18 protein-coding genes and 1 tRNA gene are annotated in these 13,845 nt (G+C 67.4%); 13 read left to right on the top strand and 6 right to left on the bottom strand.

Annotation, left to right across the window (positions count from 1 at the left end):
- Positions 1 to 44: 44 nt before the first annotated feature.
- Positions 45 to 593 carry a 5-formyltetrahydrofolate cyclo-ligase gene (locus ACFVWG_RS40650; protein WP_391548875.1) on the top strand — a complete coding sequence of 183 codons (549 nt, stop codon included), beginning with the start codon at positions 45 to 47 and terminating at the stop codon, positions 591 to 593.
- Here the strand turns inward: ACFVWG_RS40650 and ACFVWG_RS40645 are convergent.
- The gene (locus ACFVWG_RS40645) at positions 590 to 3,136 is read right to left on the bottom strand and encodes a penicillin acylase family protein (protein ID WP_391548874.1); all 2,547 of its coding nucleotides are present in this window, start codon (positions 3,134 to 3,136) and stop codon (positions 590 to 592) included. The genes ACFVWG_RS40650 and ACFVWG_RS40645 overlap by 4 nt on opposite strands.
- A 183-nt stretch (positions 3,137 to 3,319) precedes the next feature.
- Here ACFVWG_RS40645 and ACFVWG_RS40640 point away from each other — a divergent pair, with 183 nt between their 5' ends.
- The 3 genes from ACFVWG_RS40640 (at position 3,320) to mscL (ending at position 4,809) form a co-directional block, all read left to right on the top strand.
- Positions 3,320 to 3,661 carry an FmdB family zinc ribbon protein gene (locus ACFVWG_RS40640; protein WP_391548873.1) on the top strand — a complete coding sequence of 114 codons (342 nt, stop codon included), beginning with the start codon at positions 3,320 to 3,322 and terminating at the stop codon, positions 3,659 to 3,661.
- Positions 3,662 to 3,716: 55 nt separating this feature from the next.
- Positions 3,717 to 4,331 (top strand): Flp pilus assembly protein CpaB, encoded by a 615-nt coding sequence (locus tag ACFVWG_RS40635; protein WP_391548872.1) that lies wholly within the window; start codon positions 3,717 to 3,719, stop codon positions 4,329 to 4,331.
- An 85-nt stretch (positions 4,332 to 4,416) separates the two neighbouring features.
- Entirely contained in the window at positions 4,417 to 4,809 is a 393-nt protein-coding gene (mscL, locus tag ACFVWG_RS40630; RefSeq protein WP_391548871.1) for a large conductance mechanosensitive channel protein MscL, read from the top strand.
- Here mscL and ACFVWG_RS40625 read toward each other — a convergent pair.
- From ACFVWG_RS40625 to ACFVWG_RS40615, 3 genes are read right to left on the bottom strand one after another with little or no spacing between them, the layout of a single operon-like run.
- Positions 4,806 to 5,429, bottom strand: coding sequence for an alpha/beta fold hydrolase (locus ACFVWG_RS40625; protein WP_391548870.1), 624 nt, complete (start codon positions 5,427 to 5,429; stop codon positions 4,806 to 4,808). The two genes, mscL and ACFVWG_RS40625, sit on opposite strands and share 4 nt — an antisense overlap.
- Positions 5,426 to 5,566, bottom strand: a complete 141-nt coding sequence (locus ACFVWG_RS40620; protein WP_391548869.1) for a hypothetical protein — start codon at positions 5,564 to 5,566, stop codon at positions 5,426 to 5,428. Before ACFVWG_RS40620 ends, ACFVWG_RS40625 begins: the two co-directional genes overlap by 4 nt.
- A complete protein-coding gene (locus ACFVWG_RS40615; RefSeq protein WP_391548868.1) occupies positions 5,563 to 6,267 on the bottom strand; it encodes a hypothetical protein in 705 nt (234 codons plus the stop codon). Before ACFVWG_RS40615 ends, ACFVWG_RS40620 begins: the two co-directional genes overlap by 4 nt.
- A 175-nt stretch (positions 6,268 to 6,442) precedes the next feature.
- Here ACFVWG_RS40615 and ACFVWG_RS40610 point away from each other — a divergent pair, with 175 nt between their 5' ends.
- From ACFVWG_RS40610 to ACFVWG_RS40590, 5 genes are all read left to right on the top strand, one after another.
- The gene (locus ACFVWG_RS40610) at positions 6,443 to 7,054 is read left to right on the top strand and encodes a hypothetical protein (protein ID WP_391548867.1); all 612 of its coding nucleotides are present in this window, start codon (positions 6,443 to 6,445) and stop codon (positions 7,052 to 7,054) included.
- Between the two features lie 208 nt (positions 7,055 to 7,262).
- Complete coding sequence (locus tag ACFVWG_RS40605; RefSeq protein WP_391548866.1) at positions 7,263 to 7,757, top strand: SigE family RNA polymerase sigma factor; 495 nt, start codon at positions 7,263 to 7,265, stop codon at positions 7,755 to 7,757.
- Positions 7,754 to 8,365, top strand: a complete 612-nt coding sequence (locus ACFVWG_RS40600) for an META domain-containing protein (RefSeq protein ID WP_391548865.1) — start codon at positions 7,754 to 7,756, stop codon at positions 8,363 to 8,365. The genes ACFVWG_RS40605 and ACFVWG_RS40600 overlap by 4 nt, the downstream gene beginning before the upstream one ends.
- Before the next feature lie 92 nt (positions 8,366 to 8,457).
- Complete coding sequence (locus tag ACFVWG_RS40595) at positions 8,458 to 9,750, top strand: hypothetical protein (protein ID WP_391548864.1); 1,293 nt, start codon at positions 8,458 to 8,460, stop codon at positions 9,748 to 9,750.
- 30 nt (positions 9,751 to 9,780) lie between these two features.
- A tRNA-Arg gene (locus tag ACFVWG_RS40590) sits at positions 9,781 to 9,853 on the top strand.
- A gap of 300 nt (positions 9,854 to 10,153) precedes the next feature.
- On the opposite strand, the gene ACFVWG_RS40585 is transcribed toward ACFVWG_RS40590, so the two are convergent.
- A complete protein-coding gene (locus ACFVWG_RS40585) occupies positions 10,154 to 10,657 on the bottom strand; it encodes a phosphotransferase family protein (protein ID WP_391548863.1) in 504 nt (167 codons plus the stop codon).
- Positions 10,658 to 11,387: 730 nt separating this feature from the next.
- On the opposite strand from ACFVWG_RS40585, the gene ACFVWG_RS40580 reads away from it, so the two are divergent.
- Complete coding sequence (locus ACFVWG_RS40580) at positions 11,388 to 11,756, top strand: nuclear transport factor 2 family protein (RefSeq protein ID WP_391548862.1); 369 nt, start codon at positions 11,388 to 11,390, stop codon at positions 11,754 to 11,756.
- 9 nt (positions 11,757 to 11,765) lie between these two features.
- On the opposite strand, the gene ACFVWG_RS40575 is transcribed toward ACFVWG_RS40580, so the two are convergent.
- Positions 11,766 to 12,071, bottom strand: coding sequence for a hypothetical protein (locus tag ACFVWG_RS40575; protein ID WP_391548861.1), 306 nt, complete (start codon positions 12,069 to 12,071; stop codon positions 11,766 to 11,768).
- Between the two features lie 84 nt (positions 12,072 to 12,155).
- Between ACFVWG_RS40575 and ACFVWG_RS40570 the strand changes: the two genes are divergently transcribed.
- The 3 genes from ACFVWG_RS40570 (at position 12,156) to ACFVWG_RS40560 (ending at position 13,746) form a co-directional block, all read left to right on the top strand.
- The gene (locus ACFVWG_RS40570) at positions 12,156 to 12,602 is read left to right on the top strand and encodes a hypothetical protein (RefSeq protein ID WP_391548860.1); all 447 of its coding nucleotides are present in this window, start codon (positions 12,156 to 12,158) and stop codon (positions 12,600 to 12,602) included.
- Between the two features lie 16 nt (positions 12,603 to 12,618).
- Positions 12,619 to 13,098 (top strand): SsrA-binding protein SmpB, encoded by a 480-nt coding sequence (gene smpB, locus ACFVWG_RS40565; protein ID WP_391548859.1) that lies wholly within the window; start codon positions 12,619 to 12,621, stop codon positions 13,096 to 13,098.
- 201 nt (positions 13,099 to 13,299) lie between these two features.
- Positions 13,300 to 13,746: a DUF5994 family protein gene (locus tag ACFVWG_RS40560; protein WP_391548858.1), complete on the top strand. Its 447-nt coding sequence runs from the start codon at positions 13,300 to 13,302 to the stop codon at positions 13,744 to 13,746.
- Positions 13,747 to 13,845: the final 99 nt, after the last annotated feature.

Here is a 13,845-nt window from a genome sequence, read left to right as displayed (position 1 = left end):
CCCAATCGCAGTGTTAACCGCGTCACGCCGCCTACTATCAACGCGTGTTCGCGTCGAAGGCCGTAGCGCGGCAGCACTTCCTCACCGCCCGCGCCGGGAGGCCCGCGGAGGACCTGCTGCCAGGCGCCCGCTCCCTACCGGTCGTGCAGAACGCACGGCGGATCGCCCTGTACGTCTCGATTGGCCCGGAGCCTCAGACCGGCGCACTGATCGACTGGCTGCTCGCCGGCGACCATGAGGTGCTGCTACCGATCCTGTACGCCGACAACGACCTCGGCTGGGGCGTCGCTCCCGGAGCGGCCGACCTGGTTCCCGGACGCCTCGGGCTGTCCGAGCCCCGGACCGATCTGGGCTCGGATGCGATCAGCACCGCCGACCTGGTCATCTGCCCAGCACTCGCGGTCGCACAGGACGGCGTACGGCTTGGTCGTGGTGGTGGCTCCTACGACCGGGCACTCACCCGAGTAACACCCGGTACGCCGATCTGGGCGGCCGTCTACGACTCTGAAGTCGTCGACTCGCTACCGTCCGATCCGCACGACCACCTGGTCCACGCGGCGCTCACACCGACCGGACTGATCCCGGTCGGCTAACGCTCAGGCTTACCTGTGAAGGTCAGTGTGTGCTCGCGCTTGGCCTCGACTGCACCGCGGGTGAACGCCCAGGGCAGGGTCTCGCCCTTCGCCCACAGCTCGGTCTGGTCGGTGTAGTTCTTCGAGAACGCGTGCCCCGAGACACCGGTCAGGCTGATCCAGCGCGACTTGTCGAAGTCGGACAGGTCGACCACCATCCGCATCGACGGCGCCGAGGTCACTTCGTAGCCCACCGACGCGTCCCAGGAGGTCGCGTCCACGAGCGACGCGCCACCACCGAGCTCGTACGGACCGCGGTTGAAGAGCTTCTCGACCGCACCGATGCCGGACTTGCCCAGCGTCTCGTTGGTCAGCGTGAGCTTGTGCAGCTGACCCCAGCGCCAGTTCGACGGCTCGCGCGCCATTTTCTTGGTGATCTCGGTCCGGGCGTCGATCAGAGCCTGCCGGAGGATGTCGTCGCGGCTCTCCACCTGCGGGGTCCGGAGGTCGTCCCACCAGCTGTTGTTGGGCTGGTTGAGCAGGGTGCGCATGACCTCGATCCAGCGGGAGCCGCCGTCCGGCCAGGTGCCCTTCGGCATCTGGTCGTGGAACGTCAGCGCGAGCAGATTGCGCCACACGACGTTGAAGTACGCCGCCGGTGCCGAGTCGGCCGGCTGCGTGAAGTCCCAGCCCTTCAGCGTGTCCTGGCCCTGCCGCTCGAACGCGTCGTTGATCCCGATCCTGAGCAAGGACGGCATCAGCATCTCGGCGGCCGGGTTCTTGGTGTCCAGCTGGATCGACGCCATCTTGGTCGCGTCGAGCGTGCCGGCCTCCTTGATCCGGTTCAGGATCTCCTGTGACCGGTAACCGTAGTCCCAGCTGTCGCTCAGGAAGTACGGATACGTCTTCGGTACGACGGCCTGGTTCGCGGTGACGATGATGCCGTCGGCCGGGTCGAACTCGGTCGGCATCGCCTTGAACGGGACGTAGCCGCTCCAGTCGTTCTTGGGGTCCCAGCCGGCCACGGGCCACTTCCCGCTGGCCACCTTGCGGATCGGGACCAGACCCGGTGCCTGGTAGCCGATGTGGCCTTCGGTGTCGGCGTAGACCAGGTTCTGCGAGGGGACCTCGAACAGCTGGGCCGCATCGCGGAACTGGGTCCAGTTCTGCGCGCGGTTGATCGCGAACAGCGCGTCGGCGGTCTTGCCCGGCCGGAGCGCGGTCCATTGCAGCGCGACGCCGTACGCCTTGTCGGACTTGTCCCGTCTGGCGGCCAGCTCACCGGTCGCGCGCTCGTCGGCGCCGACGTCGGAGACGATCGGACCGTGCCGGGACTCGCGCACGGTGATCTTCACCGGTTGGTCCTGACCGGCGACCTGGAAGGTCTCCTCACGGGTCGTGAGCGGCTTCCAGCGGTTGTTGTAGAGGACGTTGTCCCCCTCGATCCGCTCCAGGTACAGGTCCTGGACGTCGGGGTCGAGGTTGGTGAAGCCCCAGGAGATCGCGTTGTTGTGGCCGATCACCACGCCGGGCAGTCCGGAGAAGCTGAAGCCGGAGACGTCGTACGGGCAGGTGCGGCCGAGCTTGGTGCAGTGCAGGCCGATCTGCGTCCAGACGCCCGGCATGGTCGCGCCGAGGTGCGGGTCGTTGGCCAGCAGCGGCTTGCCGCTCTCGGTGTGGTCACCGGACACGACCCACGAGTTCGAACCGATGCCTTCGCCCTGACCGAGCAGCTGCGGCAGGCCCTTGGCGACCTTGTCCACCGAGTCGAGCGACTTCAGCAGGTCCGTGGTCAGCATGCCGCGCCGCAGCTCGTTACCGGCCGGCGGAGTGGAGCTGAACTTGCCGTCCGCGCCGACCGAGGCCGTCGCGATGATCGGCTCGTTCCGGTCGTACGGATACGCCGGGTAGAGACCGTCGACGCTCTTCGAGGGGATGGTGGCCAGCAGCTTGGTGCGGTTGATCTCCTCGTCCATGTTGCCGCCGAGGTCCCAGGCCATCGCCTTCAGCCACGCCATCGAGTCGGCCGCGGTCCACGGCTCCGGCCGGTAGTCACGACGGCCGTTGGGATCCAGGCCCAGTACGGCGTACTCCAGGCTGAGGCCGGAGCCGCTGTGCTTGTCCAGGTAGGCGTTCACACCGCGGGCGTAGTCGTCCAGGTACTGCCGGGTGGTCGGGCTGACCAGCCCGAGCTCCTTCTCGGCGACCCGGCGCCAGCCCATCGTCCGGACGAACTTGTCCGTCTCCAGCGCGTCCTTGCCGAACAGCTCACTCAGCCGGCCCGCGGTGACGTGCCGGCGGAAGTCCATCTCGAAGAACCGGTCCTGCGCGGCCACATAGCCCTGCGCGGCGAACAGGTCGGACGGGTCGGAGGCGTAGATCTGCGGGATGCCGTTGGCGTCCCGGACCACCTCGACGTCGGCGTCCAGACCCGCCAGCTCGATGTTCCCGTCGTAGGAGGGGAACGAGTGGCGGACGACGAAAACAGCAGTACCGGCGATCACCACGAGGACCGTGGCGAGCGCTATACCGCAGATGATGACGGCTCGAAGCAGGCGACGCACGGACCCAACCGTAGAGAATGCGGACCCTGGGCCCAAATGGGGTCCCGCTGAACTTTGCGTTGCTCTGCGTCCGGAGCGGGCTCCGGGGCGGAGTTGAGCGGGAAGTTTGGAATACTTCGGGGCGCTGACGCATTATTAGCAGTCGAGTAGCAGGAGTGCCAGCCGGCCTGAAGGGAACCAACCGTGCCCACGTACCAGTACCAGTGCACCGACTGTGGTGAGGCGCTCGAGGTGCGGCAGAGCTTCACCGACGACGCGCTGACCGTCTGCCCCAACTGCCAGGGCACGCTGCGTAAGGTCTTCAACGCGGTGGGTGTTGTCTTCAAGGGCTCCGGTTTCTACCGCAACGACAGCCGCTCCACGAGCACGAGCTCGGTCCCGGCCAAGTCGGAGTCGGCCTCGTCGTCGAGCAAGTCGGAGTCGTCGTCCAGCTCGACGTCCTCGTCCTCGGACTCCGGATCGTCGTCGAAGTCCTCGGACTCCTCGAGCAAGGGCAGCTCCTCCAGCTCGACCAGCGCCGCCTGATTCTCGGCTGTGGATAACTGAAAGCAGGGCCGGAGAAACTCGTACTTTCTCTGGCATGACAAACCTTTCGTTCCTCCGCGACCTCTCCCGAGCCGCTCGCTGGCACCGCCGTCTCCTCGCCGGTGTCGCCGCTGCGGCCGCCGTCTACTTCGGCCTGACGTCTCTTGCCCCGGCTCCTCCCCCGACAGTCACGGTGCTCGCCGCAGCACGCGATCTGTCCGGCGGCGTCGTGCCAACTCCGAGTGACCTCCGTTCGCTTGAGCTACCCGCCGATGCCATTCCCTCGGGAGTGCTGAAACCTGGCGCCGATGTCGCCACGCGTGTGCTGAGCGGGCCGGTCAGATCCGGCGAACCACTCACCGACGCGCGCTTTCTCGGCCCTAGCTTGGTTCCACCGGGGTCGGTCGCTTATCCGTTCCGCATCGGTGATGCCGAGATCAGCGGCTTGCTGCGGGTCGGCGATCGACTCGACCTGTACGCCGGAACCAGTACGCCGACCGCCTCCGCCGGGCTCGTGGCCCACGCCGTACGGGTGATTGCCCTGCCTGCTTCGCGTTCGACTGCTGGCGCGCTGATCGTGGTGGGCGTCTCATCTGCGGTGGCCGCCAGACTTGCCCAGGCCACAACGAACTCGAGGATCAGCGTTGCCCTGACTCCGGATACGAGTTGATCGTCTGCGGCGCGGTCCCTCGCGTGACCAGTGGCGCGGTTCTACGTTGACCGGAGTACAACGTCCGCTTCGTGGAGGCACTCCAATGCTCAAGGGCTTCAAAGAATTCATCATGCGCGGGAACGTCGTCGACCTCGCGGTCGCCGTCGTCATCGGCGCCGCATTCGGCAAGATCGTCACCGCGCTCGTCGACAACCTGATCAACCCGCTGATCGCGGCGATCTTCGGCAAGCCCGATCTGTCCGGCGTCGGGAACTTCAAGATCGGCAAGGGAGAGTTCCACATCGGCCTCATCCTGAACGAGTTGCTCAGCTTCCTGTTCGTCGCCGCTGCCATTTACTTCTGCATCGTGTTCCCGCTCAACAAGCTGGCCGAGCGTCGTAAGCGCGGCCAGGAGCCCGCGCCGGACGACGAGCCGCTGACCACGGACCAGCAGCTGCTGGTCGAGATCCGCGATTCGCTGCGTCAGCGCTCCTAGTTCACGAACTCCACGATCGTCCGCACGAATTGGTCCAGGTACGGCGGGAAGTCGGGGCGCGGTGGTTCCGGGTAGCCGGACAGCTCCCGGCTTCCCGGGACCAGCCCCAGCAGGGCGTCGACCGTCCTGCGCTGGTGCATCGGGTTCTCCATCAGCGACGGCAGGACGGCGACCGGGATCCGGGCCAGACCCGCGAGCTCGGCGTCCGTCGTACCGCGCAATGTGTCGCCGGCCAGGAGCCGGCCGGCGTCCTCGGGTGCGCATCCGCGGCCGAGGAGGCCGGCCCGGGTGAGCGTGTCCACACCGGCGTCACCGGCGGTTGCGGGCCAGGCGAGGACCAGCCGGTCGACCAGCTCGGGGTAGACCAATGTCAGGCGAGCAGCAACTGTGCATCCGTTGGATGCGCCGATGATCGTCAGCGGTTCGATGCGCTTGGCCAGCAGTTCACTGAGGGCGTCGACCTCGACACCCCAGTCGTTCGGCAGCCTCGGGCGATCCGGAGCGAGCACGGTCAGACCGGCCGCTGCAAGTCCGGCGGTGATGCCCGGCGTACCCCAGAACTTCTGCGCGTCCATCGGGTCCCAGAGACCGCCATGGACGAGCAGGACGGTGGTGCTCATCCGTGGTGCGGTGGGACCTCGCGCAGGATGCGCTCGTCGTCATCGCTGCCGGGGTCGTTCTCGCCCCAGCTCCGCGGGTCGTCGTCGCGGGTCTGGTCGGGCAGCACCGGCTCGTCGTCCTCGTACGGGCTCGTCATGGTTCCAGGTTACCGAGCTGGCGGGGCTCTCCGGTGCCGAGTTCACGAGGCTGGTCCGAAACGACTTCACCCTGGACGGCATTCGGGTCGATCTGCGGGGCGACGGCAGCCTGGAGCAGCGGCTGGATCCCCGGCTCACCATGCCAGCGGTCGCTTCCGAGCACGTTCCAGGCCGACAGCACGGACAGCGTCGGCATCGCCAGACCGGCGAGCTGCAACGGCTCGGCGTTCTGGAAGGCCATGGTGATCCGCCAGTTCGCGGGATCGGGATAGAACTCCTGCACCGCGCTGTAGTAGAAGCTCAGCCAGCCACGACCCGGCAGCTGACACAGGATCCGGTAGTTGGTCGCGACGGTGGGAACCTCTTGCAGGTCTCGCCACATCAGCTCGGTATTGCGCTTCGCGGCCGCCTTCCGGCTCGCGTTGACGGCAGCGTTGGCTGCCAATGCGCCGACCACCAGCGCCGGGTGGCCGATGATGAAACCACCGCTCGTGGTGTAGCGGCCACTCCCCCGGTACAGCCGGGCATAGTGCGCGACCGTGTTCAGGTAGGGGACTTCGCCCGGTTCGAGGACGAGACCGTAGATGGTCAACGGTTGCGGATGGTTTCCGGCCAGCAGCCAGCGCGCCCAGTCGATACCGAGCTGCCATTCCTCGCGCTCGCGCTGCGCCGTACCGGATCTCTTGTCGTTGCGGCCCACGGGACAGCATGTTAGTCCGCAATCGCGTACAGCGCGTGCGCGTTACAGGTCGGCCTCGGTTGCCGCACGATCCGCGGGCGTGACCGGAACGACGCGCCGCCGTGATGGTTTGGCACGCGCTATGAGACTCCCGTCGACCATCATGGGTGGCCTTGCCAACCGGAAGGACCCAGTCGTGAGTGCATTACGGACACGGGGCCTGATCGGTGCGACGCTCGTCGTGGCAGTTCTCGGGATGACCGCCGCCTGCGGTTCCGAGAATGCCCCGCCACCGCCCGCCGCCCAGCCCACCGCGAACCCGACCGATACACCGAGCAGCACCCCCAGCACGACGCCGAGCCCGAGCAGCACGCCCAGCATGGAGTGCCCCGAGACCATCGCGTCGGTCAAGACCGCGACCGACAAGGTCGCCTGGGGAACCGGACCGGCCAAGTCGCTGTTCCAGCCGGTCTCGGTGACCATCTGCCAGTACGACGCCGGCGCGACCGGCGCGGTCTACGCCAACGTGACGACCAAGCGCACGGCGGCCCAGGCGACCGACCTGTTCGCCCTGGTGAACGCGGCCAAGCCGGTCGCCAAGCAGCCGGCCTTCTGCACCAAGGAGCTCGGCCCGACCTACGTCCTGCGGTTCACCGACAACGACCGCGGAGTTCTGTCTGTCACGGTGGAGGCCTTCGGCTGCCACCGCCTGGTCGCGACCTCGCTGGAGGGCCAGGGCAAGCCCGGCGCCCTGCCGGCGCCGCGGCAGGCGACCCCCGAGCTGATCAAGTCGCTCGGCCTGCGCTGACCTGGCGCCGGACGCGCCCCCCGAAGCCGTCCGGACCGGGTCACACCGCGGCCCAGACCGGTTCACCCCGGTCTGGGCCGTCCGGTGAGCTGGCACGGTCCGTCTCAGCACGGTGAGATGAGACTGTGCGGCAACCTCTGCAGCACATCGGGCGCCTCGGTGCATCTAATAGATGTGAGGTGTTGTACGCCCAGCCGGGGAGTGGCGAGTGGAGTTCGAGGAGTACGTGTCAGCGCGCGGACAGGAATTGGTGCGGCTCGGTTTCACCGTCTCGGGCGATTACCAACGAGCCGAGGACCTGGCCCAGACCGCGCTGATGCAGGCGTTCCGGTCCTGGCGCAAGGTCCGCAAGGCCGACGATCCGCATCACTACGTGCGGCGGATCCTGGTCAACGAGTACCTGGCGATGACGCGCCGGCGTTCCTTCACCGAGGCGCCGACCGCCGAGGTCGAGCCGCACCGCACGGTGCCCGACCCGGCCACCGGCATCGTGGATTCCGACGACCTCTGGCATGCCCTGCAGGAGTTGTCGGCGCGGGAGAGGGTCGTTCTGGTGCTGCGCTACTACCAGGACCTGGACGACCGCACGATCGCCGACCTGCTCGGCATCAAACCGTCCTCCGTCCGGGCGACGGCCAGCCGCGGGCTGGCCACGCTACGGAAGAGCAAGCAGTCCAACCGTGTTGATGAGAGGTTGTCGTGAGCAACACCGATCTCGAGGATGATCTGCGCGGGACGCTGGACCGCGCCGCCGCGTCCGTGCCGCAGGCGACCGGTCTGTCCGACCGGGCCGCGACCGGAGCGCGTCAGGCCCGCCGCCGTACCTGGATGGTCTCCGGTGCCGCCGCGGTCGCAGTCGCCGCGGTCGCCGTCACGGGCTTTGCTCTCACCGGCGGCAACACACCGGAGCAACCACCGGTTGCCGGCGGCGTGGCCCCCCAGAGCACAGTCCCGACGACGACCGCGGTCCAGCCGATGTCGGCCAAGACCGTGGCCGGCACCTGGCGAGCCACCCAGATCACCGGAGCGAAGTCGCTGAAGGCGCCCCGGCCCGACGACCCGGTGCTGGTCTTCAAGGCCGACGGCACCTGGTCCGGTTCGGACGGCTGCAACCCGCTGCAGGGGACGTTCACGATCGGTCAACGCGGTGAGTTCGCCGCGAAGATCGGTCCGCAGCACATGATCGGCTGCGACAACGTTCCGCACACCGGTGTCCTGCAGTCCGCCAAGCGGATCGAGGTCGCCGGGGACACGCTCACGTTCACTGCCGCGGACGGTCACGAGCTTGCCAGATACGCTCGCGCAGGGTAGTCAAATTTGCTTGCGGACGGTGATCACCTATTGACTGAGCGGAGTCTCTGCGCGGACGATTGACCGAGGTCGTCCACCGATGAAGGAGCCCTGTGCGACTCTCAGCCACCGTCCCTCTGCTGGCCCTTGGCTCAGTCTCACTCTTCGCAGTCGGCCTCACCGCCACTGCCTCGGGGCGTCCACAGGCTGCGGAAGCAGCCTGTTCGCACGCCGGTCCGAGCGTCAGCGCCACCGCGGCGAAGCGGCTCTCGCAGCCGACCTCGTCGTCGGATCCGCGCCCGCTCGGCGAGACCATGGGCGAGGGCATCGGTGTCGCCGTCCGCTCACTGGAACCCCTCGACGCGACCGGCCGCCCGAAGTCCGGATTGCCGTTCGGCCTGAGCCAGGGCGTGATCGGCGTGATCGGTACGGCGTCCACCGGGTACAAGGTCGTCGTCGACACCAACGTGCTGGACGAGAAGAAGTACGGCGCGGCTCTCTCCAAGAACGTGCCGGCCGCCGGCAAGCAGCTGGTCGGCCTGGAGCGCAGCTGCCGCTCGGCCAAGGCAATCGCCGAGAGCTGGAACACGGTCGGTGCCCGCGCCTGGTCCAACGACGCGAAGCACACCACCTTCGCCGCCGATCTCGACCCCGTCAGCGAGAACATCCAGGTCGAGTACGACCAGGCCAGCACCTCCCCCGAATCCGCCGACGGCCTGAGCGGACTGACCGGCGTACAGGCAACTGCAGGTGGTCTCGAACGCACCTCCCGGCTCAGTGACACCCCGAAGGGCGGTCATTGGGGTGGTGCCCGCATCTCGTCCAGCTCGAAGAACTGCTCAGCCGGCTTCTCCGTCGTCCGCCGTTCCGACGGCAAGCGCGGCTCCGTCACCGCCGGCCACTGCGGCGGCGTCGGCACCAGCTGGAAGTCCGGCCCGAACTTCTACGGCACCACCGCGGTCCGCACCAACTACCCCGACTACGACCAGTCCCTGCTGATGGGCAGCACGTACGGCGCCAAGATCTGGACCGACGGCCCCGGCGACGCCGCCGCCAAACGCACCGTCACCGGAGGCGCCGACCCGGGCGTAGGAACCGTCGTCTGCCAGTCCGGCAGCTTCAGCACCTCACTCTGCGGCCTCACCGTCCGCTCGACCTCCGCCAAGTACTGCGACGTCGACGGCTGCACCACCTACGTCATCCGCGCCACCCGCGGCGGCGCCATCGCCATCATGGGCGGCGACTCCGGCGGCCCCGTCTACAGCCGCCCCAGCTCCACCACCGCCACCATCCGCGGCGTAGCCTTCGCCGGCGCCGGCTGCGCCTCCTCCCGCTGCACCACCCTCTACGCCGAGCGCTACGCCTCCATCACCGGCCACCTAGGCGTCCGCGCCCTCACCGGCTGACCCTCCGCTAAGCTGTCCCCGCACCAGTGCGCCCCCATAGCTCAGGGGATAGAGCGTCGGTTTCCTAAACCGTGCGTCGCAGGTTCGAATCCTGCTGGGGGCACCTCAAGCCGGACACCCGCCTGCGCCAACGTCCGAAGGTTCGGATGGCGTGGTCGGCGCGTTTTCGGACGTTCGCGTGATCGGCGCGTTTCGGACCCGTCGCCTGGACCTCAGTAATCTGGTGGGCTATCCGTTCAAGTTGACCCTTCTCTGGTCAAAAAACGAGGGGAGAACCAGCAACTTGAGCGGAGATCCCCTCAGCTTTTCGTGCAGCAACCACAGCCCCTCCGCCCGACGGCGAGACCGTGGTCGCCTGCCTCGGCGTGTTTTCGGACGTTAGCAGGCCTCAGGAGACATGCGCTCAGGAGAGTTCGGCGGTGAGCTTGTCGGCCCACGCGGTGTGGGCTGGTGCCCAGGCTGGTTCCCAGGCGGCTTCGACGATGCAGATGTGGAAGCGGTAGAAGAGCAGCATGCGGTCAGCGTGGGCGGGGTCCTGGGGATTGCGTGCGAAGTAGCGTTCCCGCAGTACGGGATTGAGTTGAGCGGGCCGGGGATCGTCGGCGGGGCCGCCGCCGACGAAGCGGGCAAGGTCGTACAGAGGATCGCCAACCAGCGCAGCGCCCCAATCCACAAGGGCGGTCACGCCTCCGGTCGACGGGTCGACGAAGACTTCGCGATCGCCCAGATCAGCGTGCAGCAGTGCGGCAGGCGCACGGTCGAGATCGGCGGCAAACTGCTGCGCCAAACGCCTGGCCCGCTCTGCAAACGAGGCACTGACATCGTTTCGCTGCGTCAGCTTGGCAAGGGCTTCGTCCAGCACCTCCCGTTGCCACTGCGACCAAGTGTCGAGTCGCCCGGGAGCCATCAGGCGCGATCGGCCCGCGACCGGGCAGCGTGGTCTCGTGGAGTTGTGCGTAGTGATCGGCGAGGTCGGCAAGGCTCCGCGCGATCGTCGGCGCACCCAAGCCAACATCTGCAAGTGTTTGTCCACTAGCAGCCCGCGTGATCATCCACCGACCGCCCGGCAACTGTTCGTCAAAGCCCGTCGCGAGAACATCCACCACCGGTACGCGGGCCGCGCGCGCCAGGTCGATGACGGCGGCTTCGGTGTGGACGTTCTGGTTCGCCCCCGCCTTGATGAAGGCCGTCAGCCCACCACCCAACACAACCTTGACCACGCCCGTAGGTCCCCACGTCCGCTGCGGCTCAAAGGCAACGAGCTCACGCCCAAGCACTCGAGCCGCAACGGCTACGGCACGGTGGTGAGCAGGCAATCTGTCCACCCGGTCACCGTACGGCCTGACTTCGGTCATTTGGATTGGTGCCTGAGTCGAGCGGCCGATGCCAGGAGTTCAAGACGTATCCCCGGCGGACCGCCACCACTCACTAACTCTGCGCGGCGCGCCTGATTCACGCTCAGCGCGTACCGCCCAGCTGGCTCAGAAGCGGCTTGATGAGTGGCGCAGGTCCGCACCACCACGCCGATCGCATGATCCAGCGAGCGGCCGGCGGACCGCCATCACCCACCAACTCCACGCGGCCCGCTGATTCGCGCTCAGCACGCCGCCCCCGACCGCTCAGCAGCCACTTAGACGGTGACACAGATCCGCCCCGAACTGTTCGCCGAGCGCGTCGAGTGGCTGCTGGACTGGCCGGAGGACGGTCATCCAGCGGTGCCGTGGATTCGCCCGCGCGCCACCCGCGACGACGTTGCCGATCACTTCCGGGAACTGGCCGCGTTCCATATCCCGGAGAGATCGGCCGGAGGCGTAGCCCGCGTCCTGATCGACGATCAGGACGCGGTCGTCCTCGGTGATATCCAGCAGACAGTGCGGGTTACCGGCAAGCAGTACATCGCCTTGTTCGCGCTTCATCTCACCGTCGAGAACGGGCTGATCACCCGCTACGCCGTGTACGAAGACAGTCTCACCGTTGCCGAAGCTCTCGAGTCGGCCAACGACTGAGGCTGTTGATCACCGGCCGGTGGCTTCGCCGAACTTTTCGGTGGCTTGGTCGGTGAGGCCCTCGGTGGGGAGGTCGATGCCGGTGGTGTCGGTGACCTGGTCGCCGAAGGTGTCGGCGTGGCCTTGGGCGGCTTCGGTCAGGCCTTCGGTGGCTTGGGTGGCCTGGTCGGTGACGCCGGAGACGTCTACGCCGGTGGTTTCGGCGATTTTGTCGGAGACGCCGGAGAGGTCGAGGCCGGTGGCCTCGGTGACCTTGTCGGTGGCGCCGGAGAGAAGCTCGGTCGCCTTGTCCTTGAGCGAGTCGAAGATGCCCATGAGGAGAACCCTTCAGTCATAGTCGGCTAGGAGGGAATCACCCAAGGTAACAAGCACGTTCAAGGCCTCTCGTAGAGTGAGCGCATGGCTGTGAGTGCATTGGTGCCGGATGATTTCGACGTACCGACGGAGTTCGTCGGGCCGGGGTTTCGGCTTGAGCCGTTGGGGCCTCAGCACAACGTTGCTGATCATGCGGCGTGGACCGGGAGCATCGAGCACATCCGCAGTACGGCGGGATTCGGCAAGTGGCCGCCGGTCGAGGGGATGACGCTGGAGGCGAATCTCGTTGATCTGCAACGGCATGCCGACGACTTCGCCGCGCGGCGCGGATTCACCTACACGGTGCTCGATCCGGAGACGAGCGATGTCATCGGGTGCGTCTACCTCTATCCGTCGAAGAAGCCCGAGTACGACGCCGTACTGCGGAGCTGGGTGACCGTCGACCGGGACGAGCTCGACGGCACGTTGCACAGCACGCTCGTCGAGTGGCTTGAGTCGAGTTGGCCGTTGGGCACGCTCGAACACCGCTGAGTGCGAGAATCGGACTGTGAAGAAGCCCGAGACGGACCCAGTGATCGCGCGCAACCGCAAGGCTGCCCACGACTACCACCTGGGTGAGTCCTGGGAGGCAGGGATCGTGTTGCAGGGTCCGGAGGTAAAAGCCCTCCGGGCCGGCCGCGCGTCCCTCGTCGGCGGCTTCGCTCAGGTCGAGAACGGCGAGATGTGGATGCACGCCGTCCACATCCCGCAGTACTCGCAGGCCCGCTGGTTCGAAGGCGGCTCCCGCCGCAAGCGGAAGCTCCTGCTGCACCGCGCCCAGATCGACAAGATCGACCGCAAGGTCAACGAGGGCGGTCTGACCATCGTCCCGGTCACCCTCTACTTCAAGGACGGCCGCGCCAAGGTCGAGATCGCCCTCGCCCGCGGCAAGAAGACCTGGGACAAGCGCCAGGTCCTCGCCGAACGCGAAGCCACCCGAGAGACCGAGCGTGCGCTCAACCGCCGGCTCAAGGGTCGCCCGGACTGACGTTCCGCGCTCCCGACCCAGGCTCGCGGCGACGGCGGTGGCACGCGCGATCGGCGGAGGGGTGGCAGTGAGGGCGTAAGGTGGGGGTATCCGGATCGACGACATCGAACTTGTGGTGCCGGTTGTGCCCGGCCACCCCTAGGGATGCGCCATGAAGGTTCCGTTCGATTCCATCAACGCGTCGTGAGTGGGTTCCAGTCAGTGTCACGAGTAGCAGGATTCGAGACCGAGCCGTCGACGCCGCGGGTGCGCCTGCGCGAGTCGGCCAACAAGGATCTGCCGCTGAACGGTGGCTGGTGGCCGCGGTCGGACGACCCGGTGGCGGAGCTGCCCGGGCTGATCATGGCGCTCGACGAGCTCGGTGACGGGATCGTCACGCGGCTGCTGCTGCACCGGCCGTCCTGGAGTTCGCATCCGGCACGGCTGGGTGTCGCCGGGCGCGTGGTGACGGTGGGGTACTTCACGACGCAGCCGCTCAACCTGCTGATCGCGATGCGCGACTCGTACGGGTGGCGCCTCGATCTGCTGACCGTCCCGCCCGGTACGCCGGAGGACGTGGCCGAGCTGGCGCTGGAGCAGGCCAGCTCGGATGACAACCAGGTGCCTGCGCAATTCCTCCTCGCCGGTGTTGAGGCGTCCAAGCAGTGAGCTTCTAGCCTCGATGTTTCGTCTGTTCGGTTGATGAGTGGTGCGGCGTTGTCGCGGGTGGTTGGTGTTGTTGGGCCGTGGTGGGTCGCCGGCGCTGTG

It is taken from the genome of Kribbella sp. NPDC058245 (genome assembly GCF_042882005.1).
Classification (GTDB): Bacteria; Actinomycetota; Actinomycetes; order Propionibacteriales; family Kribbellaceae; genus Kribbella.
This window is presented reverse-complemented; position numbering and strand designations above follow the sequence as displayed.